General features: G+C 68.8%; 26 protein-coding genes and 2 pseudogenes. 9 read left to right on the plus strand and 19 right to left on the minus strand.

The features are described 5' to 3' along the window. Positions 1-20: 20 nt before the first annotated feature. Both BN13_RS08000 and BN13_RS08005 read left to right on the plus strand, forming a co-directional pair. On the plus strand, positions 21-650 hold the full coding sequence (locus BN13_RS08000) for a DUF3105 domain-containing protein (protein ID WP_048545862.1): 630 nt from the start codon (positions 21-23) through the stop codon (positions 648-650). Beyond that, entirely contained in the window at positions 647-1,276 is a 630-nt protein-coding gene (locus BN13_RS08005; protein ID WP_048545865.1) for a DUF305 domain-containing protein, read from the plus strand. The genes BN13_RS08000 and BN13_RS08005 overlap by 4 nt, the downstream gene beginning before the upstream one ends. 124 nt (positions 1,277-1,400) lie before the next feature. Here BN13_RS08005 and BN13_RS08010 read toward each other — a convergent pair whose 3' ends face one another. The 9 genes and pseudogenes from BN13_RS08010 to BN13_RS08045 all read right to left on the minus strand — a co-directional run bounded on the left by BN13_RS08010 (position 1,401) and on the right by BN13_RS08045 (position 9,625). Further along, entirely contained in the window at positions 1,401-2,435 is a 1,035-nt protein-coding gene (locus BN13_RS08010) for an aspartate-semialdehyde dehydrogenase (RefSeq protein ID WP_048545866.1), read from the minus strand. A 127-nt stretch (positions 2,436-2,562) separates the two neighbouring features. Then, positions 2,563-3,087 (minus strand): GDYXXLXY domain-containing protein, encoded by a 525-nt coding sequence (locus tag BN13_RS08015; protein ID WP_084733637.1) that lies wholly within the window; start codon positions 3,085-3,087, stop codon positions 2,563-2,565. Further along, positions 3,084-4,304, minus strand: coding sequence for a DUF2157 domain-containing protein (locus tag BN13_RS08020; RefSeq protein WP_162199932.1), 1,221 nt, complete (start codon positions 4,302-4,304; stop codon positions 3,084-3,086). Before BN13_RS08020 ends, BN13_RS08015 begins: the two co-directional genes overlap by 4 nt. A gap of 121 nt (positions 4,305-4,425) precedes the next feature. Further along, a complete protein-coding gene (gene era, locus BN13_RS08025; RefSeq protein ID WP_084733639.1) occupies positions 4,426-5,418 on the minus strand; it encodes a GTPase Era in 993 nt (330 codons plus the stop codon). After that, positions 5,415-6,761: a hemolysin family protein gene (locus tag BN13_RS08030; protein ID WP_048545871.1), complete on the minus strand. Its 1,347-nt coding sequence runs from the start codon at positions 6,759-6,761 to the stop codon at positions 5,415-5,417. Before BN13_RS08030 ends, era begins: the two co-directional genes overlap by 4 nt. A 1-nt stretch (position 6,762) precedes the next feature. After that, positions 6,763-7,224, minus strand: coding sequence for an rRNA maturation RNase YbeY (gene ybeY / locus BN13_RS08035; protein WP_048545873.1), 462 nt, complete (start codon positions 7,222-7,224; stop codon positions 6,763-6,765). Next, positions 7,224-7,631 (minus strand): annotated as a pseudogene (locus tag BN13_RS19965) (PhoH family protein); the annotation flags it as partial. The pseudogene BN13_RS19965 and the gene ybeY, both read right to left, overlap by 1 nt. A 918-nt stretch (positions 7,632-8,549) precedes the next feature. Then, positions 8,550-9,263 (minus strand): annotated as a pseudogene (locus tag BN13_RS19970) (PhoH family protein); the annotation flags it as partial. Positions 9,264-9,286: 23 nt separating this feature from the next. After that, positions 9,287-9,625 (minus strand): histidine triad nucleotide-binding protein, encoded by a 339-nt coding sequence (locus BN13_RS08045; protein ID WP_048545875.1) that lies wholly within the window; start codon positions 9,623-9,625, stop codon positions 9,287-9,289. A 66-nt stretch (positions 9,626-9,691) separates the two neighbouring features. On the opposite strand from BN13_RS08045, the gene BN13_RS08050 reads away from it, so the two are divergent. Then, on the plus strand, positions 9,692-10,261 hold the full coding sequence (locus tag BN13_RS08050) for a SigE family RNA polymerase sigma factor (RefSeq protein WP_235433978.1): 570 nt from the start codon (positions 9,692-9,694) through the stop codon (positions 10,259-10,261). Next, positions 10,258-11,460, plus strand: a complete 1,203-nt coding sequence (locus BN13_RS08055) for a hypothetical protein (protein ID WP_048545880.1) — start codon at positions 10,258-10,260, stop codon at positions 11,458-11,460. The genes BN13_RS08050 and BN13_RS08055 overlap by 4 nt, the downstream gene beginning before the upstream one ends. A 46-nt stretch (positions 11,461-11,506) precedes the next feature. Here BN13_RS08055 and BN13_RS08060 read toward each other — a convergent pair whose 3' ends face one another. The 5 genes from BN13_RS08060 to hrcA all read right to left on the minus strand — a co-directional run bounded on the left by BN13_RS08060 (position 11,507) and on the right by hrcA (position 15,021). Beyond that, positions 11,507-11,779, minus strand: a complete 273-nt coding sequence (locus tag BN13_RS08060; protein WP_048545882.1) for a Txe/YoeB family addiction module toxin — start codon at positions 11,777-11,779, stop codon at positions 11,507-11,509. Continuing rightward, positions 11,776-12,018, minus strand: a complete 243-nt coding sequence (locus tag BN13_RS08065) for a type II toxin-antitoxin system Phd/YefM family antitoxin (protein ID WP_048545883.1) — start codon at positions 12,016-12,018, stop codon at positions 11,776-11,778. The genes BN13_RS08060 and BN13_RS08065 overlap by 4 nt, the downstream gene beginning before the upstream one ends. A gap of 87 nt (positions 12,019-12,105) precedes the next feature. Then, positions 12,106-12,849, minus strand: a complete 744-nt coding sequence (locus tag BN13_RS08070; protein WP_048545885.1) for a 16S rRNA (uracil(1498)-N(3))-methyltransferase — start codon at positions 12,847-12,849, stop codon at positions 12,106-12,108. Beyond that, complete coding sequence (gene dnaJ, locus BN13_RS08075; protein ID WP_048545887.1) at positions 12,846-13,970, minus strand: molecular chaperone DnaJ; 1,125 nt, start codon at positions 13,968-13,970, stop codon at positions 12,846-12,848. Before dnaJ ends, BN13_RS08070 begins: the two co-directional genes overlap by 4 nt. A gap of 25 nt (positions 13,971-13,995) precedes the next feature. Beyond that, positions 13,996-15,021 carry a heat-inducible transcriptional repressor HrcA gene (hrcA, locus tag BN13_RS08080; RefSeq protein ID WP_048545889.1) on the minus strand — a complete coding sequence of 342 codons (1,026 nt, stop codon included), beginning with the start codon at positions 15,019-15,021 and terminating at the stop codon, positions 13,996-13,998. A 196-nt stretch (positions 15,022-15,217) separates the two neighbouring features. Between hrcA and BN13_RS08085 the strand changes: the two genes are divergently transcribed. Both BN13_RS08085 and BN13_RS08090 read left to right on the plus strand, forming a co-directional pair. Beyond that, the gene (locus BN13_RS08085; RefSeq protein WP_048549001.1) at positions 15,218-16,084 is read left to right on the plus strand and encodes a DUF3097 family protein; all 867 of its coding nucleotides are present in this window, start codon (positions 15,218-15,220) and stop codon (positions 16,082-16,084) included. A gap of 125 nt (positions 16,085-16,209) precedes the next feature. Next, positions 16,210-16,671, plus strand: a complete 462-nt coding sequence (locus tag BN13_RS08090; protein WP_235433979.1) for a DUF4870 domain-containing protein — start codon at positions 16,210-16,212, stop codon at positions 16,669-16,671. A 43-nt stretch (positions 16,672-16,714) separates the two neighbouring features. Here BN13_RS08090 and hemW read toward each other — a convergent pair whose 3' ends face one another. Further along, positions 16,715-17,950, minus strand: a complete 1,236-nt coding sequence (hemW, locus tag BN13_RS08095; RefSeq protein WP_048545892.1) for a radical SAM family heme chaperone HemW — start codon at positions 17,948-17,950, stop codon at positions 16,715-16,717. Between the two features lie 464 nt (positions 17,951-18,414). Here hemW and BN13_RS08105 point away from each other — a divergent pair, with 464 nt between their 5' ends. Next, a complete protein-coding gene (locus BN13_RS08105) occupies positions 18,415-19,182 on the plus strand; it encodes a tyrosine-protein phosphatase (RefSeq protein ID WP_048545896.1) in 768 nt (255 codons plus the stop codon). A 23-nt stretch (positions 19,183-19,205) separates the two neighbouring features. On the opposite strand, the gene BN13_RS08110 is transcribed toward BN13_RS08105, so the two are convergent. Next, on the minus strand, positions 19,206-19,601 hold the full coding sequence (locus tag BN13_RS08110; RefSeq protein WP_048545898.1) for a VOC family protein: 396 nt from the start codon (positions 19,599-19,601) through the stop codon (positions 19,206-19,208). 89 nt (positions 19,602-19,690) lie between these two features. Here BN13_RS08110 and BN13_RS08115 point away from each other — a divergent pair, with 89 nt between their 5' ends. Further along, positions 19,691-20,299: a GyrI-like domain-containing protein gene (locus BN13_RS08115; protein WP_048545901.1), complete on the plus strand. Its 609-nt coding sequence runs from the start codon at positions 19,691-19,693 to the stop codon at positions 20,297-20,299. Positions 20,300-20,413: 114 nt separating this feature from the next. Here BN13_RS08115 and BN13_RS08120 read toward each other — a convergent pair whose 3' ends face one another. The 3 genes from BN13_RS08120 to lepA form a co-directional block, all read right to left on the minus strand. Further along, positions 20,414-21,217: a helix-turn-helix transcriptional regulator gene (locus BN13_RS08120; RefSeq protein ID WP_048545903.1), complete on the minus strand. Its 804-nt coding sequence runs from the start codon at positions 21,215-21,217 to the stop codon at positions 20,414-20,416. Positions 21,218-21,333: 116 nt separating this feature from the next. Beyond that, a complete protein-coding gene (locus BN13_RS19210) occupies positions 21,334-21,777 on the minus strand; it encodes a DUF2510 domain-containing protein (protein WP_048545905.1) in 444 nt (147 codons plus the stop codon). Between the two features lie 7 nt (positions 21,778-21,784). Further along, positions 21,785-23,641 carry a translation elongation factor 4 gene (lepA, locus tag BN13_RS08130; RefSeq protein ID WP_048545907.1) on the minus strand — a complete coding sequence of 619 codons (1,857 nt, stop codon included), beginning with the start codon at positions 23,639-23,641 and terminating at the stop codon, positions 21,785-21,787. A gap of 273 nt (positions 23,642-23,914) precedes the next feature. On the opposite strand from lepA, the gene BN13_RS08135 reads away from it, so the two are divergent. Next, positions 23,915-24,868, plus strand: a complete 954-nt coding sequence (locus BN13_RS08135; RefSeq protein WP_235433980.1) for a M48 family metallopeptidase — start codon at positions 23,915-23,917, stop codon at positions 24,866-24,868. Positions 24,869-24,921: the final 53 nt, after the last annotated feature.

A 24,921-nucleotide genomic window follows, 5' to 3' on the forward strand; every position in this document is an offset into this window, starting at 1 on the left:
CACCACTGACAGGCAGGCCCGTGGCGAAGAAGAACCAGCAGGACGCGCGGACGGCGCGACAGGCCCAACTTGAGGCGGCGCGCGCGCAGCAAGCGAAGGCAGACCGGCGCACGAAGCTGACGATCATCGCCGCGGGCGCGACCGCCGTGGCCGTGATCGGCGGGCTCGTGGGGTGGGCGATCCTGCACCAGGAATCCAACAAACCGCAGATGGGGGCAGTCCTCAGCTTCGACTACCCCGCCGGCAAGCACACCAATACCCCGGTGAAGTATGCCGAGACCCCACCCGCCGGCGGCGAACACTCCCCCACCTGGCTCAACTGTGGGATCTATGACAAGCCAGTCCCCAACGAGAACGCCGTGCACGCGCTGGAGCACGGCGCGGTGTGGGTGACGTACGACCCGAAGCTGCCCACCGCGGACGTGGAGAAGCTCCGCAAGGAGGTGCCGAACACGTTCATGGTGGTATCGCCATACGACGGTCTCCCCTCCCCGGTCGTGGCCTCGGCCTGGGGCAAGCAAATCCACCTGACTGGGGTAGGAGACACACGCCTGGCTGAGTTCATCAAGAGCTACCGCCTCGGCCCCGGGACCCCCGAGCTCGGCGCCGCCTGCACGGGCGGGATGGACGCCGACGGGAAAGTCGCATGACCGAATCCGCCTCTCGCCGTTCGATTCTCGCGGCGATCGTGGGCGTCGTGGCGCTGCTGCTCGGGGCGGCGAGCGGCTATGCGCTCGGGCATCGCTCCGGCACCCCCGACACCCACAGCGCCGAGGCCGGGTTCGCGCGAGACATGCAGGACCACCATGCGCAGGCGGTCGAACTCTCGTTCCTGATCCGGGACCGTAGCGACGACGAAGACATCCGCCGGATCGCCTTTGACATCATCACCAGCCAGCAGCAGCAGATCGGCCAGATGAATGCCTGGCTCACGCTGTGGGGACTCCCGCAGACCGGCGACGATCCGCCGATGGCGTGGATGAGCGGCGGCGGCCACGCGGGTCACGGCAGCACCGCGACCACCCCCGACACCCCCATGATGGGTATGGCGAGCCCCGCCGACATGGCCCGCCTCACCGAGGAGACGGGCGTCCCGGCGGAGCGCACATATCTGACGCTGATGATCGCCCACCACAAGGGTGGAGTCGAGATGGCGAAGGCCGTGCTGGCCCGGACGAAGCGTCCCGAAGTCCGCGCCCTGGCACAGTCGATGGTGAATGCGCAGTCCGCGGAGATCGAGGCGCTGAACGACCTCTTGGCCAAGCGGCCCGCCTAGCGCGTCGCCGCGTCGTTGCCCGCGCCGCCGCGGCAACTCAGCACAAGTTAGTCAACTGCGGACAACTTGCAAGGTGTCCACAGTTGACTAACTGCTGCTAGCAGAAGTTCGGAAGGGCCAAAACCTACCGGCGGGCCAGCCACTCCTCGGCCACCTGGACGGCGTTCAGGGCGGCGCCCTTGCGGAGGTTGTCGCCGACCACGAACAGCGCTAGGCCCTTGCCCTCGGGGGCGGCCTGGTCGGCGCGGACGCGGCCGACGAAGACCTCGTCGCGGCCGGTCGCGGCCAGGGGGTTGGGCACATCGGCCACGACCATACCGGGGGTGTTCTTCAGCAGGTCGAGCGCCTCGTCCGGGCTGATGTCGCCGGAGAACTCGGCGTGGATCGCCAGCGAGTGCCCACTGAACACCGGCACCCGGACGCAGGTGCCGGAGACGCGCAGGTCAGGAATGTGCAGGATCTTGCGCGACTCGTTGCGCAGCTTCTGCTCCTCGTCCGTCTCGCCCGAGCCGTCGTCGACCAGCGAACCCGCGAGGGGGACGACGTTGAAGCCGACGGGCACGGCATACACCTGCGGGTCGGGGATCGCGACCGCGCCCCCGTCGAGAGCCAGCGCCATCGGGTCGCCCGCGGCATACCCACCGCGCAACTGCCGATCCAATTCCTGCAGCCCCTTGCCGCCCGAGCCCGACACGGCCTGATAGGACGACACGTGCAGGCGGACCAGCCCAGCCTTGTCGTGCAACGGCTTGAGCACCGGCATCGCGGCCATCGTGGTGCAGTTGGGGTTGGCGACGATGCCCTTGGGGATGCTGAGCAGGTCATCGGGGTTGACCTCGCTCACCACCAGCGGCACGTCCGGGTCCTTGCGCCAGGCGCTGGAGTTGTCGATGACGACGGCACCGGCCGCGGCGACCTTGGGGGCGTACTCCTTCGAGCTCGACCCGCCATTGGAGAACAGCGCGACGTCCAGGCCCGAGAAGTCGGCCGTGGCGGTGTCCTCGACCGTCACCTCCCCGTCGGCCCACGGCAGCGTCGTGCCCGCCGACCGCGCCGAGGCGAAGTAGCGGATGTCGTCCACGGGGAAGCCCCGCTCCGCAAGGAGGGTCCGCATGACCCCGCCGACCTGACCGGTTGCACCGAACACACCAACACGCATGCCCCAAGGATAGGTATGCCGCGCCCGCCCCGCCCCGGCATTTCACCAGCCGGCGGGTCGGCCGCGGACACGGTCAGACGTTTCGGCACCCTAGGGTGACGGAACGTCTGACCTACCCACGGGTAGGTCACCGAGCGGCGATGCTCACCAGGGCCGCATTACCGCGGCCGTCGACCTTGACGGTCGCGACGGCCTTCCGCTCCCGCAGCGACGCATCCAGCGAACTCGCCTTCCCCTGCGGCAGGAACCAACTCTCGATGCCGCAGCGCAGCCGCCAACTGGAGTCGTCGCAGGCGAGATACAGCCCGTCCGGGCGCGTGCGTTCGATGCTCTTCCCCACCCACACGTCCCCCTCCTTCACCAGCGGGACGTATGCCGCGCCGCGCTCCTCCATCCCCGGAGCGTCGGGATTCGGGTCGGCGGGGTTCATCCCGTTTGGCTGCTGAACCAGCCCCGGGTAGCCGAGGTCGACATAGGCGCCCCGGAACGGATCGATCGGATCGACAACGCCGACCTCAAGCCGGATCTCCTGTCCGCTGACACGCGCCGAGAGTTGCGGCGCCACAGCGGCCCCCACCAGCACCGCCTGGAGCGCCACCACCGCGCCGATCATCGGCAGGCTTCGGATTCGAATGCTGCGTATGCCGCTCATGCCGTCGCTCCGATCGGGCCGTGGTCATCTTTGGCGAGTTGCCGTCTGGTGCGCTCGGCCAGCACGCCGGAGGCCAGCATGATCAATCCGACAACCAGGAAAAGCGTTGCGCCGGAGATGATTGGCGCGAAGACGGCCCAGGCCTGCACCGTTGTAAAGATCACCACGGCCGCCATGGCCAGCGCGGTCAACGACGGCGCATCCCGGCGCTCGCCGATCAGCGCCACGCCGACAACGGCGGCCAGATAGACGACGAGCGACAGGCCCGTGCGCACCCACATCGCCGCGGATAAGGCTTGCACCCCGTTGGCGGTGTCCATCGAGTCGCCGGGCCACCACAACGCCAGCCCAAGCCCGGCCACCGCGAGCACGCTCGCCCCCGCGATCTCGAGCCGACCGAGCCGGTCGGCCCGCACCACGGCCGCAGCGGCCGCGACTAGGGCCACGACGATCCCGATCGTCAGCACGACCGGCCACTCGCCACGGTCGTCGTAGTTCGGCAGCGAACTGGCGAACAGACCCGCGAAAAGGAGGGCGGCGGCGACGAAGCGCCATACGCCGGCGAACGATGCCCACGACGACGGGTGCAGCAACGCCCCCGCCAACGCCAGAACCGCGGCGAACAGCAACGCTGCGATGAAGCCGATGATCCCGTTGGCGGTCTCCGCGCTCTGCCACACGAACCACACGGTCAGCGCGCCGAGGCCGACGACGAGCGCGGCGTGCGAGCGCACGGCATACGCATAAACCAGGGCGCCGACCGCCCAAGCGAGCACGAGCTTGGGCTCGTAAGCGGGCACCTGCAGACTCTGCGCCGCCTGGAAGACGACCGCCCCGAAGGCTCCAGCGGTCAGGAGACGCCCGGCTCCCGCCACTGCCCCGTCGAGGCGTTCGCTGCCGAACATCAGGGCGAGCCAGATGAGCACGACGATGGCGAAGCGCACCAGCGGCGAGACGAGGTCAAGATTGCTGGCCACCAACCAGATCAGGCCGACGACCACCAGCGACCCACCCAGGCCGAGGGCGAGTTGGGCGAAGCCGAAGCGGTGCTGCTCGACATACCGACCGCGGATCGCCGTCGCGGTCGGGCCGTCGATCAGCCCGTCCCGCTCCCAGCGGTGCACTTCCTCACGCAGAAATCCCCACTGCGCCGGGGAGATCGGCGTTGCCGGGTTGGGCGTTCGGGGTCTCGGACCGGAGCCAGGGTCATCGCTCATGGCGGTCATTCAACCGGCTCGCGCGCGAAACGGCATGAGTACCCGTACTCGACGCGCCGGGGCCCGTCCCGCCCAATCGAGACGCCCAGACTCAGAACGTCCAGACTCAGAACGCCCAGGCTCAGAACCCCAGCCGCTGCAACTGCTTCGGATCGCGCTGCCAGTCCTTGGCGACCTTGACGCGCAGGTCGAGGTAGATCCGCTGGCCCAGCAGCGCCTCGATCCCCGCGCGCGCGGCGGTGCCGACCTCGCGCAGCCGCGACCCGCCCCGGCCGATGATGATGGCCTTCTGGCTGTCGCGTTCGACGAAGACGTTGACGCGCACGTCCAGCATCGGCTTGCCCGTGGACTCGCGCGGTACGACCTCCTCCACGACCACCGCCAACGAGTGCGGCAGCTCATCGCGCACGCCGTCGAGGGCGGCCTCGCGCACCAGCTCCGCGATCCGGGTGTCCGTGTCCTCGTCGGTCAGCACGTCCTCGGGATAGAGGGGACCAGGCGACGGGGGTAGGTAGCCGCTGAGTACGCGCAGCACGTCGTCGACTTGGTCACCCTTCGTCGCCGAGCACGGCACGATGGCCGCCCAGTCGCCAAGGCGATCAATGGCGATCAGGTGCTCGGCGAGCCGTACCTTGTCGACGCGATCGGTCTTGGTGGCCAGCGCGACGACCGGGGTGCGCTTGGCCTTCATCAGCTCGGTCAGCTCGCCCGCGATGAACGAGTCGCCGGGGCCGATGCGCTGATCGCTCGGCAGACAGAACCCGACCACGTCCACGTCCAGCAGGGTCGCCCGAACCAGGTCGTTCAGCCTCTCCCCCAACAGGGTTCGCGGCTTGTGCAGCCCAGGGGTGTCGACCAGGATCAACTGGCTCTCGGGGCGCGTGACAATGCCTCGGATCGTATGCCGCGTGGTCTGCGGCTTCGCCGAGGTGATCGCGACCTTCTCCCCCACCAGGGCGTTGGTCAGCGTGGACTTGCCCGCGTTGGGCCGGCCCACCAGGCACGCGAACCCGGCCCGGTAGCCGGTGCTCCCGCCATCGCCGGCTCGAGCTTCACTGCGCGCGCCGTCACTGCGCGCGCCGTCACTGCCCCGGCTCGGCTCCCGCTTGCTCATCGGCTCTCCTCCAATGCCTTGCTGTGGTTGCCTCGCTCGTGCCGACTGGCGTCGGGCAGGAGTTCACCGTCCGGGCCGGTGACCGACGGCAGCCGCTCGACCAGGACGGAGGCCACCCGGTGTCGGCGACCAGCCATGCGTTCGGCGGTCACGGCATACGGTCCGATCTCGCAACGCGACCCCAGGATCGGCACGCGCCCGATCGCCTTGGCGAGCAGGCCGCCGACGGTGTCGACCTCGTGCTCGTCGTCGAGGTCGAGGTCGAACTCCTCGGCGAAGTCGTGGATCGACATCACTGCGGGGACCCGGAAGCGGTCGTCGCCGAGGTCCTCGACGCCGGGGGCTTCGCGGTCATACTCATCATCGATCTCGCCGACGATCTCTTCCAGGATGTCTTCGATCGTCACGACGCCGGCGGTCCCGCCGTATTCGTCGACGACGACGGCGATGTGCACAGAGTCGCGCTGCATCTCGCGCAGCAGGTCATCGACCATCTTGGACTCGGGGACGAACGGCATCGGGCGCATGATCGTCGCCACCGCGACGGTGCGCAGATCCAGCGCCTCGGCGGTCATCAGGCGCACGACATCCTTCAAATAGATGACGCCGACGACGTCGTCGGGACCGTCCTCGATGACCGGCAGCCGCGAAAAGCCCGAGCGGTTGAACAGCGCCATGGCCTGGCGCGCGTTCTTGGTGACTTCCAGGCAGACCATGTCGGTGCGCGGGACCATGACCTCACGGGCGATGGTGTCGCCGAGTTCGAAGACGGAGTGCAGCATCTCGCGCTCCTCGTCCTCGATCAGCGCGCTCTCGCCGGCGATGTCGACCAGGTCCCGGAGTTCGGACTCGCTCTGGAACGGCCCATCCCGGAAACCGCGCCCCGGCGTCACCGCATTGGCCATCGCCACCAACAACCGGGACAACGGGCCGAGCAGACGCCGACACCAGACCAGCACCGGAGCCCCGGCGAGGGCGACGGCATCGGAGTGTTGCCGCCCGAGCGTGCGCGGCGACACGCCGACCACCGCGAACGACACCGCCGCCAGCACGGCGATCGAGATCAGCAGCGCCGGCCAGAACCCGTCCACCAGGGAGGCGATGGCCAGCGTCGCGCAGACCGCGGCGGCCATCTCGAAGGTCGTGCGCAAGAACACCGCCACCGAGACGTATGCCGCGCTGTCCCCCAGAATCCGTTGCAGCGCAGCCGATCCCGCGCGCCCTTCGCCGGCGAGCTCCTCCGCTCGCTTCCGAGAGGTGCGCAGCACCGCCGCCTCGACCAACGCCAACAAGAACGCGAGTTGAACCCCGATCAGGGCGACGATGATCAGGCGTGTGGCCATATCAGCGGCGGCCGCGCTGGGCGAGGAAGGTCAGCAGCAACTGCCGCTGCAGCTCGAACATCTCCTTCTCGTCCTCGGGCTCGGCGTGGTCGTAGCCGAGGAGATGCAGGATGCCGTGGGTGGTCAGGAGCAGCATTTCTTCGATTGGGGCGTGCCCGGCCTCGCTCGCCTGCCGCTCAGCAACGCTTGGGCACAGGACGATATCGCCGAGGACGCCCTCTTCGGGGTCCTCACCCGGACGGCCAGGTCGCAACTCGTCCATCGGGAAGCTCATGACGTCCGTGGGACCCGGCAGGTCCATCCACTTCTCGTGCAGGACGGCCATCGTGTCCTCGTCGACGAGGCGAATGCACATCTCCGCCTGCGGGTGCACGCGCATCTGCTCCAGCACATAGCGCGCGCATTGCCCCAACTCGCTCTCGGAGACCGGATAACCGACCTCGTTGAGGACCTCGATGCTCATCAGCGTTCCTTGCCTGAGGGTGCGTTGACGTCCGCCTGCGCTTTGACATCCGACCGCGTCTTGGCCTCCGACGGCGCCTTGACCGGGCGGGGACGACGGTCGTGGCTGCCGGGACGTGGCTGGCGTTCATCCCACCGGCCGTAGGCGTCGACAATCTCCCCGACGAGCCGGTGTCGAACAACGTCGATCGAGGTCAGCATCGAGAAGTGGACATCCTCGATGCCCTGCAGGATGTCCTGCACCACGCGCAGCCCGCTCATCGTCCCGCCGGGCAGGTCGACCTGAGTGACGTCACCGGTGACAACCATCTTGGAACCGAACCCCAGCCGGGTCAGGAACATCTTCATCTGCTCCGGCGAGGTGTTCTGCGCCTCATCCAAGATGATGAAGGCGTCGTTCAGCGTGTTGTGGGTGACCAGGAAATCGTCGGTGACATAGAGCGAGTCGGCCGCGCCCACTTGGATGCACTGCGTCTCGGCCTCGCCCACCGGCACGACGGAGGCCACCCGCCGCTCGGGTCGGCGCACCCGCGTCGGGACGTATGCCGACAACTCACCATCTGCGCGGAAGGGCACGATCTCGGGGGGCAGGCGAAGGTCCACGACGTGCCGGTCGGCCCGGCCGGTGTCGCGCACCGTCGCGAGCCCGCCCAGTGAGCGCACGAGGAAGACGACATCGTCGCGCGCCTGCGCGTTGGGGGCCGCGTAGCGCACGCGGAGAGTGGCGTCGGGGGCCGGGACCGGCTCGCCGCCGGCGTCCAGCAGCCCCTGGAGCAAGGCCGTGCGGACCGCGATGCTGTTGTGGAAGTAGTCGCGCGAGATGTCGGCGAGGAGCGTGCCGCCGTGTCCGCCCACGCCCGACCCGCCCACGCCCGAGCCGCCCACGCCCGCCCCGCCCACGCCCGCCCCGCCGACGCCCGACCCGCTCAGGCCCGACCCACCTAAGGCGCGCTGGCCCACGAGGCGGGAGCCAACGGCATACGCATCGGTGGGGATGTCCCGCTCGGGGAACTCGACCGGGGCGACGACGGGTAGCCCAATCTCCATGTGCGGCAACGCCGCCGCGATCTCAGCAGTGGTGACCACGCGGGTCGTTCCGGCGCGGCGATCGGTCGAGGTGGTGACCTGCCAAAGGTGCTCGCCGCAGCATACGGTCGAGGCGCCGTCTTCGGAGGTGACCCGGAAGACCGGCTTGACGCCCTGCGGGTAGACCCCGAGAACGGGGGTCGGGCGGCCGTCGGAGCCGACCACGAGATCACCGACCCGCAGGTCACCGAAGCGGCGGAAGCCGTCGGGGGTCAGCACCTGGCTGTCGAGGGGTTGGGCCCGGCCGCGCATATAGGCCAGCGGCGCGACCTCGATCGTGCCGGCGGCCATCAGGCGCGGGATCGAGTCGCGGTCGACCATGTCGTGGAGTGCGTCATAAAGCGGGCGCAGGTAGGGGTCGATCTTGTCGTTGAGCGTGCCGGGGAGGAAGCCGAGGCGCTCCCCGGCCTCGACCGCTGGCCGGGTCAGGATGATCCGGTTGACCTGCTTGGCCTGGAGCGCGGCGACGGCCTTTGCCATGGCGAGGTAGGTCTTGCCGGTGCCCGCGGGGCCGATCCCGAAGACGACGGTGTGCTTGTCGATGGCCTCGACGTAGCGCTTCTGGTTCAGCGTCTTGGGCCGGATGGTGCGGCCGCGATTGGACACGATATTCATCGTCAGCACATCGGCCGGGCGCTCGGCAGTCCGGTTGCGCAACATCGAGATCGAGCGCTCGACTGCGTCGCGATTGAGCGGCTGTCCGGCCGCGATGACAACGAGGAGTTCGTCGATGGTGCGCTCGATCAGGGCGACGTCATCGGGCGCCCCGACCATCCGGAACTCGTTGCCGCGCACGTTGATCTCGACCTTGGGGAAGGCCCGCTCCATGGTGCGCAGGAGTTCGTCGCGCGGGCCGAGGAGGGAGACCATCGAGACGGATGAGGGGATGACGACGGTGTGCGTCGGGACCGCGTGCGGTGGCGCGCCGTCGGTGGGGGTGGGCTGATCAGTCATGGGTCCGGCAAGTCTAGGTTGGCTCAGCCCGGCGGCCAACTCAATTGCCGCCCGCCGAGCAGGTGGCAGTGGACGTGGAAAACCGTCTGGCCGGCGTCTGCGCCGGTGTTGAAGACGAGCCGGTATCCGGAGTCCAGTCCCTCCTGCTCGGCGACCGTCCGGGCGAGGTCGATCACGTCGGCGAGTTCTTCTGGGTATGCCGCGAGCGCCCCCGCATTCGGCACGTGCCGCTTGGGGACGACGAGCACGTGCGTGGGTGCCTGCGGGTTGATGTCTTTGAAGGCGAGGCTCAGGTCGGTTTCGGCAACCACGGCTGGCTCGATCTCGCGCGCCACGAACCTGCAGAACAGACAGTCGCTCATGCCGAAAACCTAGCCGGTCAACCGGGCTCGGGCCCCGCGCGTGAAGAGGTTGTGACAATGGTGGCCGTGGCGCGCATACCCAGGGTGGGGATCCGTCGCTCCGCCGACGCCGCCCTCACGGAGCTGTATGCCGCGCAGTGGGCCCCCATGGTGCGCCTCGCCTACCTTCTTGTGCGCGATCAGCAGGTCGCCGAGGATGTGGTGCAGGACGCCCTGATCTCGATCCATCGGCGCTGGGACGACCTCGCCGATCAGGATCGCGCGGTCGCCTATCTGCGGCGCAGCGTGGTCAACGGGGCCCGATCCGTGTTGCGGCACCGCAAGGTCGTGCACGAAAAGCTGGCGGTGCAGGCCGCGCAGGAGGCGACCCGGTTGACGTCGCCGGGCGCCGATGAGGTGGCGCTGGGGACGCTCGGGGATGCGGCGATGCTGCGGGCGCTGGACAGTTTGCCTCGTCGGCAGCGCGAGGTGCTGGTGCTGCGCTATTGGCTCGACCTGAGCGAGGCGCAGATCGCCGACACCCTGGAGATCTCCCCCGGCTCGGTGAAGGCGCACGCCAGTCGGGCCATCTCGGCGCTACGCGCGCAACTGGCGGCCCAAGTACCCGCCCCCGGAGCGAAGGACGACCCCCGATGACGCGTCCCCAGGGTCCCCACGATGCCGGTGTTCCCGGCGGCGCCAGAGCAGACGGCTCCGGGCCCGACGACCCGATCGAGGCGGCCTTGCGCGCCGCACTCTCGCGCGAGGCCGCCTCGATCACGCCCGGCGATCGGTTGGCGGAGGTCCGGTCGCGGGCGACGGCTCCGGTGGCGCCGCGCCGGTCGTGGCTGCTGGCGCTCGGCTCGGCTGCGGCCGTCGGGGCGATCGTGGTGGGCGGTATCGCCGCGGCGAACCGCCCCTGGGCACCGCCTGGTGGGGGCGTGGGTGCGTCGACGCCGGGCCAGAGCTCGTCGAGCCTGGTTACCTCCGCCGCCAGCCCACCGAGCTCCGAAACAGCCTCGGCGTCGGTGACCTCCAGGACCTCGGGAAGTTCGAGTTCCACTTCTGCCGGCGGTCCCGTCACCCTGCCCGCCTATGTGCTCGTGCGTATCGCCACGGACGACGGGGAGCACTGGCGCCTCGGCCGGACGTTCTTGTCGGTGGGGCTGCCCGGGTCAGACACCCCCGCCGCCCGGGTGCAGGCCGCCTTGGAGTACGCGATCGGCCCCGGCACCCGCGTGGACGGACTGCCGTCGCCCTGGGGCAGCGTCGGCATTGTGGATGTCTCGGCGACGCCCGACCTGATCACCGTGACGCTGTCCGGCCCCGGATCCCAACTCACCGATCCTGCCGACGCGGAGTTGGCGCTGATGGCGCGCCAACTGTTGGTGTGGACGGCCCAGGCGGCGTATGGCAAAGGCCGCGTCCCAGTGACCTTCCGGGTCGAGCAACGGACGCAAGTCTTGTTGGGGCGCTATCCGGCGGGCGCGGCATACGACCGGCCGAACAGCGACGCCATCCTGACGGAGCTGGCCCCGGTGCTCCTCACGCGGCCCGGGCCCGGTCCCATCACGCCTGGCGACACCATTCCGGTCACGGGCGTTGCGGCTGTTCCCGAAGGCCAACTCGTGTGGTGGGTGAGCGACCTCGCCAGCGGCGCCGAGGTGGCCCGGGGCACGGCCATAGCGGACCAAGACCCCGGCGCTGGCACCTCACCCCTGGAGCGCGGCTTCGGCTTCGATCTGGCCGGGTTGCCGGCCGGGACCTATCGCCTGTCGGTCGGCTATCCCTCGGCCAAGGACGGCAGCACCTTGGGCGTCGTGACCACCATGCTCGACGTCTTTGCCGAGGGCTAGAGCGCCGCCCCGGCGCCCGGACGGGCGAGCCGTATCCAGGCGGGACTCACTCGTAGTGGGTCCACATGCGCAACACATGGACGATGCGTTCGTCCGGAAACACCTCATAAACAAGCCGATGCTGGATGTTGATCCGTCGGGAGTAGCAGCCAGCCAAATCGCCAACGAGCTTCTCGACGCGAGGTGGTGTGGCGAACGGATCCTGCGCCACCAGAGCGAGCAGCTTGAGAGCCTTGGGCTTAAGGCCGGAGGACGCCAACTTGCGAGCATCCTTCTGCGCCTGCCGTGAATAGACAACGGTCCATTCAGCGTCGGTCACCAGTCGAGTTCGCTCGAAGCAGCCTGGACACCTTCGCGCCGTGCAGCGCGAATGGATTCGGCCAGACCCGGGACGGACTCCAGGAACAAGGTCTCTTGAATCGCTCGCCAGTCGTCTTCCCCAATGAGAACGGCGTTGCCCCGCTGTCCGGTGATCGTCAGCGGCTGCGAATCCTGATTCACTTGATCGATCAACCGGTACAGGTTGGCCCTGGCCGATGTTGCGCTCACTGCAGTCATGCTCGACTCCTTCGCGCCTAACGTACGCTATTGCGTACGTTCTGGCAAGAGTCTTGAGCCCATGCGATGAAATATGTGCGGGGACGGCTACGCCCAGCGGGAGGCGGCGCTGAGGACGGCGAGGGCGGCGGGGCCGGCGGTGGAGGAGCGCAGCACACCCTCCCCCAACCGCACGGGTATGCCGCCCGCCCCGGTCAGGGTGGCGAGCTCGGCTTCGGAGATGCCCCCCTCGGGACCCACGACGACCAGCACCTCACCGCAGGCGGGGAGCGGGTGGCTCGCCAGCGGCATACGGGCATCCTCGTGGAGCACGAAGGTGGCCACGGATCGGGCGATGAGCGGCGCGAGCCCGGCGGTCGTGACGACATCGGTCACCGCGGGGATGGTGGCGCGGCGGCTCTGCTTGGCGGCCGCGCGGACGGTGTCGACCCACTTGCGCCGGGACTTCTCCGCGCGCTCGCCGCGCCATTGGACGATGGACCGCTCTGCCTGCCAGGGCACGACGCGGTCGACGCCCAACTCCGTCGCGGCTTCGATGGCCTGCTCGTCGCGGTCGCCCTTCGCCAGTGCCTGGACCAGGGCAAAGGTGCAGGTGGGCGCCTCCAGGCGGCTGACCGCCTCGATCTCGACCCGGAGCTCACCGCCCGCGGCGGCCACGACCCGCGCGTCCGCCCGCACCCCGGCGCCGTCGGCGAGCCAGACGTCCTCGCCCGGGGTGAGGCGACGCACGGTGGCCGCGTGCCGACCCTCGGCGCCGCCGAGAACGAAGGCGCTTCCCCGGGTGAGCGAGTCGAGTTCACCGATCTCGGTGTAGAACAGCGGACGCGTCATCGCGGTTTGAAGGCGTCCCGGAGCCTGCCCATGATGCCCTGATCGGTCGACCCGAGCCGCCCCTGCATCTGGTCCTCGCCGCGCAGCTCGGCGAGCTGGCGCAGCAACGCCTCCTGCTGGCTGTCCAGCCTGGTCGGGGTGCGCACGTCGACATGGACGATGAGGTCACCGCGGTTCTTGGTGCGCAGCCGGGTGACGCCGAGGCCGCGCATCGTCAGGGCCTCGCCGGCCTGCGTGCCGGGTTTGATGTCGATCGACTGGGCCCCGTCGAAGGTGTCGAGCTGCAAGGTCGTGCCCAGCGCGGCTGCAGTCATCGGCACCTGCACGCTCGCGTGCAAGTCATCGCCGCGACGCTGGAAGGTGGGGTCGGGCTCGACGCTGACCTCGACATACAGGTCGCCGGCCGGACCGCCGCCGGGACCGACCTCCCCCTCGCCGGCGAGGTGGATGCGGGTGCCGGTGTCGACGCCGGCCGGGATACCGATCGTCATGGTGCGCCGGGTCCGGACGCGACCATGGCCGGAGCACTCGAAGCACGGGTTGGGGGTGACCTCGCCATACCCCTGGCAGGCGTTGCACGGCCGGCTGGTCATGACCTGACCGAGGAAGCTGCGCTGGACCTGCTGGATCTCGCCGCGCCCGCCGCAGACGTCGCAGGTGCGCCGGGACGTCCCCGGCTGGGCACCGTCGCCATGGCAGGTGCTGCAGACGGTCGCCGTCTCGATGGTCAGCTCGCGCTCGCCACCGAAGACCGCATCGCGCAGGTCGATACCGAGGCGAACGAGGCCGTCCTGCCCGCGGGCCGCCCGGGGACGAGGACCACGCGTGGCCCCCGCGGCCCCTGCGCCGAAGAAGGCGTCCATGATGTCGCTGAACGAGAAGCCCTGGCCAAAGCCGCCGTGCGCACCGCCATAGGGGTCGGATCCCATGTCGTAGCTGCGCCGCTTCTCGGGGTCGCCGAGCACGTCATAGGCCTGCGAGATCGTCTTGAACTTCTCCTCGGCCTCGGGGCCGGGGTTGACGTCGGGGTGCAGTTTGCGCGCCAACTTGCGGTAGGCACTCTTGATCTCCTCGGGGCTCGCGTCGCGCGAGACTCCGAGATCGCTGTAGTAGTCGTTCACCGATGTCCTGTCTGGTTCGTGCAGTTCACTCGCCGAGCAATTCCGAGACGTATGCCGCGACGGTGCGCACCGCCGCCATACTCGCGCCGTAGTCCATCCGCGTCGGTCCGACGACCCCGAGACCGCCGACCAACTGCGCTCCACTGCCGTAGCCGGTGGTGACGAGGGAGGTCGAGTGCAGCTCGGCATACGGATTCTCGTGCCCGATCCGCACCGCGATGTGCTCGCCGGCATTCGCCGCCGTGGACAACAACTTCAACAGCACGACGTGTTGTTCCAAGGCGTCGAGAACGGGTTCAAGAGAGGTCGAGAAGTCGGCGGGCGCACGCATCAGGTTGCCGGTCCCGGCGAGGACGACGCGCTCCTCGCGTTCCTCGACGAGCACCTCGGCCAGGGTCGCGACGACCGCGCGCACCGCGGGTTGCCGTTCGACCGCGAATTGATCGGCGAGGCCCGCGAGCTGCTCCCCCGCCTCGACCAGGGTGTGTCCGTCGGCCGCCTCATTGAGGCGCGCGCGCAGGTCGGCGACGAACTCGCCCTCCGCCTCGACATCGAGGCCAGCGTCGATGATCCGCTGCTCGACGCGGCCGGTGGTCGTGATGAGCACCACCATCAGCCGGCCCGCCGGGATCGGCACCAACTCGATGTGCCGGACGCTCGACCTCGTCAGGGAGGGGTACTGCATGACCGCGACATGCCGGGTCAGGCTGGCCAGGAGTCGAACGGTCCGATCGACGACATCGTCAAGGTCGACGGCGCCGGCGAGGAACTGGGCGATCGCCGCCTGCTCGGCGCGGCTCATCGGCTTGACCTGGCTCAATCGGTCGACAAAGCGGCGATAGCCCGCATCCGTCGGCACCCGGCCCGCGCTGGTGTGCGGCGCGACGATCAGGCCTTCCTCCTCGAGGGCAGCCATGTCGTTGCGGATGGTGGCGGCGGAGACGCCGAATTGGTGGCGGTCGAGCAGGGCCTTGGAGCCGACGGGTTCACTCGTATGCACGTAGTCGTGCACGATCGCCCCGAGGACGGCGAGTCGTCGGTCCTGGCTCACGAGCGTCCTCCCTTCGTCGGCGGTCCTGGCCGGCAGTCCTTGCCTGCAGTCGTTGTCGGCAGTCGTTGTCGGCGGTCGATCCCCCGGTCCGGCTCGCCAGCACTCGACCTCGGTGCTGGCACTCGACTCGGGAGACTGCCAATTCTACGTCGCGCGCCGGGGACGTCCGGCGCAACCGGTCGCATACGCTGCCGCGGTGAGCAGCCGCTACGGATCCGACCCGCTTGCCGGCGACTGGCGCCGCCCGCGCGCCGCCGAGGTGGCCACGGTCCCGGCGGAGCTGGGACTGGTGGTCGAGGACCGCGAGACGGGCTGGACCGGCGCGGTGCTGCGGGTCGAGCCAATTGGTGGGCGCCAGGTGGTCGTGCTGGAGGACCGACACGGCCGGGTGCGCTCGTTCCCGCTCGGACCCGGCTTCCTCATCGACGGTCGCCCGGTGGTGCTGACCAGGGCGAACGCCGCGACGGCAGCCGCCGGACCCGTGCGCTCGGCCAGCGGATCGCGGGCGGTGGTCGGGGCGAAGGCGCGCGTCGCGGCCGCCTCCCGGCTCTTCGTCGAAGGCACCCACGATGCCGAACTCGTGGAGAAGGTGTGGGGCCACGACCTGCGCGTCGAGGGCGTCGTCGTGGAGGTCCTCCACGGCGTGGACGACCTCGCCGCGGCCCTGGCGGATTTCGGGCCGACCCGGACCGCGCGGGCGGGGGTATTGGTCGATCACCTCGTCCCCGGCTCCAAGGAGTCCCGGATCGTCGCTGCCGCGAGCGCGCGCTTCCCCGACGACACCGTGCTGGTGGTCGGCCACCCCTATGTCGACGTCTGGCAAGCCGTCCGCCCGCAGCGCGTAGGGCTGACCGCCTGGCCGACCATCTCCCGGGACGTCGAGTGGAAGGCGGGGATCGCCGCCGCGCTGGGGCTCCCCCATACGACGACCGAGGATCTGGGGTTGGCGTGGAAACAGATCCTCGGGCGCGTGCGGACGTATGCCGATCTGGAGCCCGCCTTCTCCGGTCGCGTCGAGGAGTTGATCGACTTCATGACGGTCCCCCCTCCGGTCCGACCCTGACTACCCCCGGGAAGGGCGCGGCATACCCCTGAATGTGGCAATTTTCGGGACCGTCGTGCGGTTGACTTGGTGTCAGCAGCGCCGCCGGGGAGGGTCCCCGGGCCGCCGCAGCAGGGAGACCAGACATGAGCCAGTACCCGCAGGGTGACCCGGCTTACCAGAGCACGCCGCCGGCCGGTCAGACCAACTTCGAGCGCACGATGGGGGACATCGGTGGCTCGGGCCCGTTGTCGCCGCAGCAGGAGCGCACGTGGGCAACGTTGTCCCACGTCGTGCCGCTAGCGCTCTTCATCCTCAGCGCCGGGACCCTCGGGTTCGTCGCGTCGCTGGTGATCTATCTGATGTACAAGGACCGTGGCCCGTTCGTGCGTCAGAACGCCGCGAACTCACTCAACATCCAGATCGCGATGGGCATCGGCGTGGTGATCAGCTGGATCATGATCCTGACGATCATCCTGTCGCCGATCGGCGTCCTCGGCCTGATCGCGGTCGCGATCTGGGGCTGCGTCCTGCACGCTCTCGCGGCGGTCAAGGCCAACAACGGCGAGTGGTACAAGCCGCCGATGACGCCTGACTTCGTGAAGTAGCCCCGACTTCGTGAAGTAGCCCAGACTTCGTGCAGTAACCCCGTCAGGCCGCCAGGCCCAGTAGCCGGCGGACGACCGTGTCCGCGAGCAGCCGCCCTCGACGAGTCAGCACGACTCGTCGAGGGCGGTCGGCGTCTGCGGGGACGTCCGTCACGAGACCGTCCTGCACCAGCGCCGGTATGGCCGTGACCCCCGCCCCGTCGAGGCGCGCCACCGGGAGGCCGCTCGCCAGGCGGATGCCGAGGAGGACTTCCTCGTCATAGCGCTGGTCGGGGGTGAGGGTCTCCCGCGCGGCGGCCGGGGAAACCCCGCGGGCCAGCCGATCGGCATACGCCCCAGGGTGTTTCACATTCCACCAACGGATGCCGCCGACGTGGCTGTGGGCACCGGGGCCGAACCCCCACCAGTCTCCGCCCTCCCAGTAGGCCAGGTTGTGCCGGCACTCTTTGCCGGGTCGAGACCAGTTGCTGACCTCGTACCAGTCGTAGCCGGCTTGGGTGAGCAGGGTGTCGGCGAGTTCGTACTTGTCGGCCTCGTCATCGTCGTTGGGCATAGTGACCCGGCCGCGGCGAACCTGGGCTGCGAGTTTCGTGCCCTCCTCCACGACGAGGGCGTAGGCCGAGATGTGGTCGGGTTCGAGGGCGATGGCCGCGTCGAGGCTCGTGCGCCAATCCGCGAGGGACTCCCCTGGGGTGCCGTAGATGAGGTCGACGGAGACGTCGAGTCGGGCGGCCTTGGCGGCAGCGACCGCGGCAGCGACATTGGCCGGGTCGTGGGTGCGCTCGAGGGTGGCCAGCACGTGCGGGACCGCGGACTGCATGCCGAAGCTGATCCGGGTGAACCCGCCGGATCGCAACTGCGCCAACGATTCTGGGGTGACGGAGTCGGGATTGGCCTCGGTCGTCACCTCGATGTCGTCGGTCGGCTGCCAGCGGTCAGTGATGCGGGCTAGGTGGGCGGCGAGATGGTCGCTCGGCAGCAGGGTCGGGGTGCCGCCGCCGACGAAGACGCTCGTGAGCCTCGGCGTGCCGGCGGGCGCGAGGACGGCGGCGGCCAGGTCCACCTCGCGGGCTAGTGCGACCTCGTAGGTTGCCGTGGCTCCGGCCGGCCCGGTCAGTTCGCCGGGGGCGTAGGTGTTGAAGTCGCAATAGCCGCACCGGACCCGACAAAAAGGCACATGGACGTATGCCGCGATCCCCGCAACGCCGCCGAGCGCGGCGGTTGGGAGCCGGCCATCCGCGGGGGCGGGGTCACCGTCGGGGAGGGCGCTGGGCGGCATACGGGAATGATGCCAGCGACCTCCGGAGGCCACGAACTCCAGGTGGCGCCGCGGGTCGTCACGTGAGTAACACCGGACGCGGCGTGTCCAGCACGACACGCCGTTCGCGGAAAAATTCTGACATTGGGTGGGCGCTAAGCGTTGCCGGAGGTGGGTTCTCGGGGTAGGAATAACCCATCGCAAACGCCTCCGGGCGGGAGCGAAGGACAGTCCTTCGGGATTGCCCGATCGATGCGGAACTTGTTCTGCATCACCCGATTCCAGCGCTTCGGCGCCGGAATCGTGATCGAGCTTCGGCTCGATTCTGTCTCGGCTTCGGCCGATGACTCCGATCGCGACCTCGGTCGCTATCACCGTACCGGCTTCGGCTGGTGCATCGACCTCGACTTCGGTCGAGATCGACGAGGGCCTCGGAAACTCATACTTTCCGAGGCCCTCACCTTTTGCCCACCTAGGCTGGCGCCATGGAGCGGTGGATCGACCTGGCCGGCGTGGTGAACATGCGCGATGTCGGGGGCCTGCCGACCGCCGACGGCGGTGTGGTGCGCTCCCGCCGCCTGATTCGCTCGGACAACCTGCAGGATCTTAGCCCGGGGTCGGTGCGCTATTTGATGGCGGATCTCGGCGTGTCGGACGTCGTGGATCTGCGCTCGCACAAGGAAGTTCACGCCACGGGCCACGGGCCGCTGCGCGCGACGTCATTGCGGCATCACCACTACAGCTTCATCCGGGAGGAGGCGCCGGGCATCGATGCGCCTGGCTTTCTGGCCGCAGACCCGGCGGGGGTGGCGCGTCCGAAGGACCCGAACTTTTGGAGTCAGCACTATCGCGGCTACCTGACCGGCCGGCCGGACTCGGTGTCGGGCGCGCTCTCGGTCATCGCGACCGCCGCCGGCGCGACCGTGGTGCACTGCGCCGCCGGCAAGGACCGCACCGGGACGGTCGTCGGCATTGCGTTGGCCGTTGCGGGGGTGCCTCAGGAGGAGATCATCGCCGACTATGTGCTGTCGGGCGAGCGCATCCAGCGCATCATGGACCGGCTGATGGACCGCGATCCCTATCGAGAGTCGTTGCGGGACAAGCCGATCGCCGAGCAGGTTCCGGTAGCCAGCGCGATGGAAGCACTGCTGGGACTGCTGACGGACGACTTCGGCGGGGCTGCGGGGTGGCTGCGCGCCCAGGGCTGGTCCACGGAGCAGGTGGCTGGTTTGCGCGCTAAGTTGCGCGGCTGAGCCTTCCGAGGACGTCGCTTGCGCTAACTGCCGGCGTAGGTGCCGAAGCTCCAGACGTTGCCTTCCGGGTCGCGGATGCTGAAGCCCCGCGAGTCGTAGTCGTCCTCGCTGCGCAGCGGCCGGACGAATGGGGCACCCAGTGCTTCCGCGCGCCCGGCGACCTCGTCGGGGTGGGCCGTCACGACATACACCCCGATCGTGCCGGGCACTCCCCCGAACTCGCCGGCGGCCTTCCCCGCGGTCGCGACCATCACCCGGCCGCCTTCCGGCCAGACCATCTCGCTGTGATGGATGACGTCCGGCGCGTCGCCCGGGACGACGATGCCCGGACGGAAGCCCAGTCGTTCCAGCCACGCCCGCCCCGCCGCGGCGTCGGTGTAGACCAGGGACGGCCAGATGTTGTGATCGGTGTCGTTCATGTGGCCACTCTCTCGCGCCGCGGCCTCGGCCGTCTTGGACGAATGGGAACTACTCGCGTCAGACTGGTCTCCTGGCAGGGAGGAGCGCGATGAAGGCAGACCTGAAACGCGATCTGGGGACGTATGCCGCGCGCGCCGGGCGCTTCGACATCGTCACGGTGGCGCCGGCGCAGTTCCTCATGATTGACGGTCACGGTGACCCGAACACGGCCTCGGCGTATGCGGAGTCGCTCGCGACCCTGTATCCCGTCGCCTATGGGCTGAAGTTCTTGTCCAAGAACGACCTTGGGCGCGACTACACCGTGATGCCGCTGGAGGCACTGTGGTGGGCGGACGACTTTGGTGCCTTCACGACGGGCCGCGACAAGTCCCGCTGGGACTGGACGGTCCTGAACCTCATCCCCCCGTGGCTCACGCCCGAGCATTTCGACTCTGTCCGGGAGCGTGTCGCCCGCAAGGGCACCGCACCCCTGCTGGACAAACTCCGGTTAGAGTCGTTCGACGAGGGTCGCTGCGTCCAGACGCTCCATCTCGGGCCGTATGACGCGGAAGGTCCCGTTCTCGACCGCCTGCACCACGGGTTTGTCCCGGAGAACGGGTTGAGCTTGCGGGGCAAGCACCACGAGATCTACCTCAGCGATGCCCGCCGCACCGCGCCGGACAAGCTGCGCACGATCCTGCGCCAGCCGGTCGCCTGAACCACGCTCACGTCATACCTTTCCGTTCACATCACCCCTATCCGCTCACGTCACCCCCTAGAGCGGGTGACGTGGACGCGAAGGGGTGACGTGAGCGCGACGGGGTGACGTGAGTCAGACGCGAGCAAGCGCGTCATTGCGGAGCCACTGCGTCGGGCTGGCCCCGGCGAATTGCCGCCAGTCGCGCACGAGGTGGCTCTGGTCGGCGTAGCCGCACCGAATCGCGATGTCTGACAGCGGCATACGTCCAACGAGGGCGCGCGACCGCTCGAATCGCAGGACTCGGGCGAGCGCCTTCGGACTCGGGCCGAACTCGCGGGCGAAGCGGCTGCTGAGGTGTCGTCGGCTCCAGCCCACCTCGCGGGCCACGTCCTCGACCGATATCTGCCCGTGCCGGGACGTGAGCAACCCCCACGCGGCCGCCATCGATCTCTCGACTCGCGCGTCGGGATCGAGCATCTCGCTCAGACCTGCGGTGACGTGGGCAAACCGGTCAGGCCACGACGTGGTCGCGCCCACACGCTCCCGCAGGCGCCGTCCGACCGACCCCATCGCGTCGTCGAGTGAGACAGCGTCACCGGCGAACGCCGCCGCCGGGGCACCCAGGAGGGCCCGCGCACCGAGGGGCGTCAATGCCAGTTGTATGCCGCGCTGCTCCCCCTCATGGTGCACCCTCGCCGGACCCGTATGCAGGCCCGCGACAACTGCGTCGAAGCGCACCCGAGTGCTGCCGAGAGTGTTGCCGGACAAGGTGATTCCGTCGTCGAGGGCCAGGATGAGGGTGAGGTGGCGGGACGGCATACCAACATGGGTTCCGGGCGCGAACCCCGACAAGCGATATCCCGTCAGGCTCGCGACGTATGGCCGGAGGGCAGCGGGGAGGGCCGCCTCGGCATACTCCTCGACCACATCGGCCATCTGCGCAGACTAGGCCCCCTCCGAACTTGAGCACGCCCTGGAAGGCGTGCTCAAGCTCTTAAGGCGTGCTCAAGTTCGGAAGGAGGGCGGCGGGGCGGCGGGTCGGGTGGGGCCGGTCAGCTCCAGATGCCGTGGCGGCGATTCCAGTTCTGGGCGCCGGTGTAGGCGTCGACCATGCCCCAGATCCAGATGCCGAACATCATCGGTATGCCGATCAGCACGAGGATCAGCGGCCAGCTCACCAAGTAGAGCAGCAGGATGGCCACGCCCTTGCCGACCTCGCCGTTGATCATCGAACCCAGGCCCGGGAGGAAGAAGGACGCCAGCACGGCGAGTCCCGGACTCTTCGGCGCGACCGCATAGCCGGGCTGGGCGGCATACGGATTCGTGGGCGCGGCATAGGGGGTGGGCTGCGCGGCATACGGATAGACCTGACCGGTCGCATCGGCCGGTCGGTCTTGCGGGGTGGAGCCGGGGGCCGTCGACGCGGTCCAGCCGCCGCCGTCCCAATAGCGTTGCGAGCCGTCGGGCTGGGCGTACCAGCCGGCAGGTGCGCTCATCCTCGGCCTACTTCTTGGACTTCTCGGAGCCCGTGGAGTCCGCGGTCAGCGCCGCGATGAAGGCCTCCGGCGGCACCTCGACCGAGCCGATGTTCTTCATCCGCTTCTTGCCGGCCTTCTGCTTCTCCAGCAACTTGCGCTTGCGGCTGATGTCACCGCCATAACACTTGGCCAGGACGTCCTTGCGGATCGCGCGGATGTTCTCGCGGGCGATGATGCGGGCCCCGACGGCGGCCTGGATCGGCACCTCGAACTGCTGCCGCGGGATGAGTTCCTTGAGTTTGCCGGCCATCATCACGCCGTAGCCATAGGCCCGGTCCTTGTGCACGATCGCCGAGAACGCGTCGACTGCCTCGCCCTGCAACAGGATGTCGACCTTGACCAGGTCCGCCACCTGCTCGCCATCGGGTTCGTAGTCCAGCGACGCATACCCGCGGGTGCGCGACTTCAATTGGTCGAAGAAGTCGAAGACGATCTCGGCGAGCGGGAGGGTGTAGCGCATCTCGACGCGCTCCTCGGACAAATAGTCCATCCCGCGCAGGGTGCCGCGCTTGCCCTGGCAGAGCTCCATAATCGCGCCGATGAACTCGCTCGGCGCGAGGATGGTGGCCCGGACGACCGGCTCGCGGACTTCGTTGATCTTGCCGTGCGGGAACTCGCTCGGGTTGGTGACCGTGACGACCCCGCCGTCCTCCATCGTCACCGAATAGACCACATTGGGCTGCGTGGAGATGAGGTCGAGGCCGAACTCGCGCTCCAACCGCTCGCGCACGATCTCCAGGTGCAGCAACCCGAGGAAGCCGCAGCGGAAGCCGAAGCCCAGCGCAGCAGACGTCTCCGGCTCGAACGCCAAGGCGGCGTCGTTGAGCTTGAGCTTGTCGAGCGCCTCGCGCAGGTCGGGATAGTCCGACCCGTCGATCGGATACAGACCGGAGAACACCATCGGTTTGGGGTCGCGGTAGCCCCCGAGCGCCGCCGCGGCCGGCTTGCTCGAGTTGGTGACCGTGTCACCGACGCGCGATTGGCGCACGTCCTTCACGCCGGTAATGAGATAGCCGACCTCGCCCACGCCAAGTCCATTGCCCGGCACCGGTTCCGGGGAGATGACGCCGATCTCGAGGAGCTCGTGTTGTGCCTTGGTCGACATCATCACGATCCGCTCGCGCGGATTGAGGTTGCCGTCGATCACCCGGACATAGGTCACGACGCCGCGGTAGGTGTCATAGACCGAGTCGAAAATCATCGCGCGCGCGGGCGCATCCGGGTCGCCGACCGGTGCCGGGAACTGCCGAATGATCTGTGCCAGAAGCTCTTCGACACCCTCCCCCGTCTTGCCGGACACCTTCAGGCAGTCCTCGGGATCGCACCCGATCAGCCCGGCGAGCTCCGCGGCATACTTCTCCGGCTGCGCGGCGGGCAGATCGATCTTGTTCAGGACCGGGATGATGGTGAGGTCGTTCTCCATCGCGAGATAGAGATTGGCCAGCGTCTGCGCCTCGATCCCCTGCGCGGCGTCGACGAGCAGCACCGCCCCCTCGCAGGCGGCGAGACTGCGGGACACCTCATACGTGAAATCGACGTGCCCGGGTGTGTCGATCATGTTCAGCGCGTAGGTCGTCCCGTCCAACTCCCACGGCATCCGCACCGCCTGGGACTTGATGGTGATGCCGCGCTCGCGCTCGATGTCCATCCGGTCGAGATACTGCGCGCGCATGGCGCGCTCGTCGACGACGCCGGTCAGTTGCAGCATCCGATCGGCAAGGGTCGACTTGCCGTGATCGATGTGGGCGATGATGCAGAAGTTGCGGATCAACTCCGGCGGCGTGGCGTGCGGCTGCAGCGCGGCGCGGGCGCGGGGTGACACGTGGATTCGATCCTTCGAGCCGGGACGGGTGGGACTGAATCCCAAGTCTCCCACGCCGGGCCGACAACCCTGTCCGGCTACGGATCTGCCGGGGTCATGGGAGAGAACCTGGACATAGGCAACGGTAATGATCCGTTGCGTAGGTCCAGGTTCCGGCAATGGGCGGGAATGTGCGCCCGTCTATGCCTGCGCCTGCGAGCGTCAGGGGGCTGTCGGCGGCGTACGGAATGATCGGGAACCACGAGCCGTTCAGGGGATCAGTCAGGAGGATGTATGTCGATCCACCCCCCGCCCATGCCGCCGCACGGCATGGTGCCTGCCATGCCGATGCACGACGAGCGGCGTCGCCGGGAGATCCGCGGCGCCCTGCGGCATCCCTTGGAGAATCTGACGCTGATCGCCGCGATCGTGGCATCGCTGCTGGTGATGGGCTTCTCGCTCTATTACGTCATCGACGCGTTCCGCCATGACGAGACGCCGGGGACCTATCCGCTGCTCTTCACGCTCGCGCCCGTGTTGCTGTGGCTGGCCCGAGGCCACCTGATGGCCAAGATGCGGCTCGGCGCGGTCAAGGTCACGCCGACGCAATATCCCGAGGCCTTCGCCATGGTGCAGGAGGCGGCCACGGCCTTCGGGATGCGCATGGCGCCGGATGCCTATGTCGTGCTCGGCAATGGCATGATCAACGCCGCCGCGTCCGGGCACGGTTTCCGGCGGTTCATCTTCATCTACAGCGACCTCTTCGAGGTCGGCGGCCGATTGAAGAATCCCGATGCCCTGCGCTTCATCGTCGGGCACGAGGTCGGGCATATCGCCGCAGGTCACGCCTCCTATTGGCGCTGGCTGGGAACCTTCGGCGCGCAGATCGTGCCTTTCGTGCGGCCGGTCTTTTCGCGCAGCCAGGAGTACACCGCCGACAACTTCGGCTATGCCTTCTGTCCGCAGGGGTCCGCGCCGGCGATGCAGACCCTCGCGATCGGCAAGTACCTCAACCCCACCGTGGACATCAACGCGATCGCTGATCGCGCCGAGACAGAGAAGGGCTTCTTCGTCTGGGTAGTCAACGCGCTCGCCTCGCACCCGGTGCTCGCGTGGCGCGCTCACGCGCTGCGGGACCGCTCCGCGCCCGGCCGGTTGCTCTGGCGGCCGCGAGAGCCCAAGCAGCTGAGTATGCCGCCCGTCCACCCCGGTCTGCCAGGTCCGGGGCCGATGCCCCCTGGCTCGTGAGGTGCGTGCCGTGAAGCTGAATTCGGCGGGACAAGCGGATGGTGGAAGTCCGG

Origin of the sequence: Nostocoides jenkinsii Ben 74 (assembly GCF_001046875.1) — a bacterium.
GTDB lineage: Bacteria > Actinomycetota > Actinomycetes > Actinomycetales > Dermatophilaceae > Nostocoides_A > Nostocoides_A jenkinsii.

Bases quoted from the DNA above. Each gene is read 5' to 3' on its own strand.
- BN13_RS08065 (WP_048545883.1), bottom strand. From the start codon at position 12,018: ATGACTGCAGTGAGCGCAACATCGGCCAGGGCCAACCTGTACCGGTTG.
- BN13_RS08055 (WP_048545880.1), top strand. From the start codon at position 10,258: ATGACGCGTCCCCAGGGTCCCCACGATGCCGGTGTTCCCGGCGGCGCC.
- BN13_RS08045 (WP_048545875.1), bottom strand. From the start codon at position 9,625: ATGAGCGACTGTCTGTTCTGCAGGTTCGTGGCGCGCGAGATCGAGCCA.
- BN13_RS08015 (WP_084733637.1), bottom strand. From the start codon at position 3,087: ATGAGCGGCATACGCAGCATTCGAATCCGAAGCCTGCCGATGATCGGC.
- hemW (WP_048545892.1), bottom strand. From the start codon at position 17,950: ATGCCGCCCAGCGCCCTCCCCGACGGTGACCCCGCCCCCGCGGATGGC.
- era (WP_084733639.1), bottom strand. From the start codon at position 5,418: ATGAGCAAGCGGGAGCCGAGCCGGGGCAGTGACGGCGCGCGCAGTGAC.
- BN13_RS08020 (WP_162199932.1), bottom strand. From the start codon at position 4,304: ATGAGCGATGACCCTGGCTCCGGTCCGAGACCCCGAACGCCCAACCCG.
- BN13_RS08030 (WP_048545871.1), bottom strand. From the start codon at position 6,761: ATGGCCACACGCCTGATCATCGTCGCCCTGATCGGGGTTCAACTCGCG.
- BN13_RS08005 (WP_048545865.1), top strand. From the start codon at position 647: ATGACCGAATCCGCCTCTCGCCGTTCGATTCTCGCGGCGATCGTGGGC.
- BN13_RS08120 (WP_048545903.1), bottom strand. From the start codon at position 21,217: ATGGCCGATGTGGTCGAGGAGTATGCCGAGGCGGCCCTCCCCGCTGCC.
- BN13_RS08135 (WP_235433980.1), top strand. From the start codon at position 23,915: ATGTCGATCCACCCCCCGCCCATGCCGCCGCACGGCATGGTGCCTGCC.
- BN13_RS08090 (WP_235433979.1), top strand. From the start codon at position 16,210: ATGAGCCAGTACCCGCAGGGTGACCCGGCTTACCAGAGCACGCCGCCG.
- BN13_RS08010 (WP_048545866.1), bottom strand. From the start codon at position 2,435: ATGCGTGTTGGTGTGTTCGGTGCAACCGGTCAGGTCGGCGGGGTCATG.
- BN13_RS08070 (WP_048545885.1), bottom strand. From the start codon at position 12,849: ATGACGCGTCCGCTGTTCTACACCGAGATCGGTGAACTCGACTCGCTC.
- ybeY (WP_048545873.1), bottom strand. From the start codon at position 7,224: ATGAGCATCGAGGTCCTCAACGAGGTCGGTTATCCGGTCTCCGAGAGC.
- BN13_RS19210 (WP_048545905.1), bottom strand. From the start codon at position 21,777: ATGAGCGCACCTGCCGGCTGGTACGCCCAGCCCGACGGCTCGCAACGC.
- BN13_RS08105 (WP_048545896.1), top strand. From the start codon at position 18,415: ATGGAGCGGTGGATCGACCTGGCCGGCGTGGTGAACATGCGCGATGTC.
- BN13_RS08115 (WP_048545901.1), top strand. From the start codon at position 19,691: ATGAAGGCAGACCTGAAACGCGATCTGGGGACGTATGCCGCGCGCGCC.
- BN13_RS08110 (WP_048545898.1), bottom strand. From the start codon at position 19,601: ATGAACGACACCGATCACAACATCTGGCCGTCCCTGGTCTACACCGAC.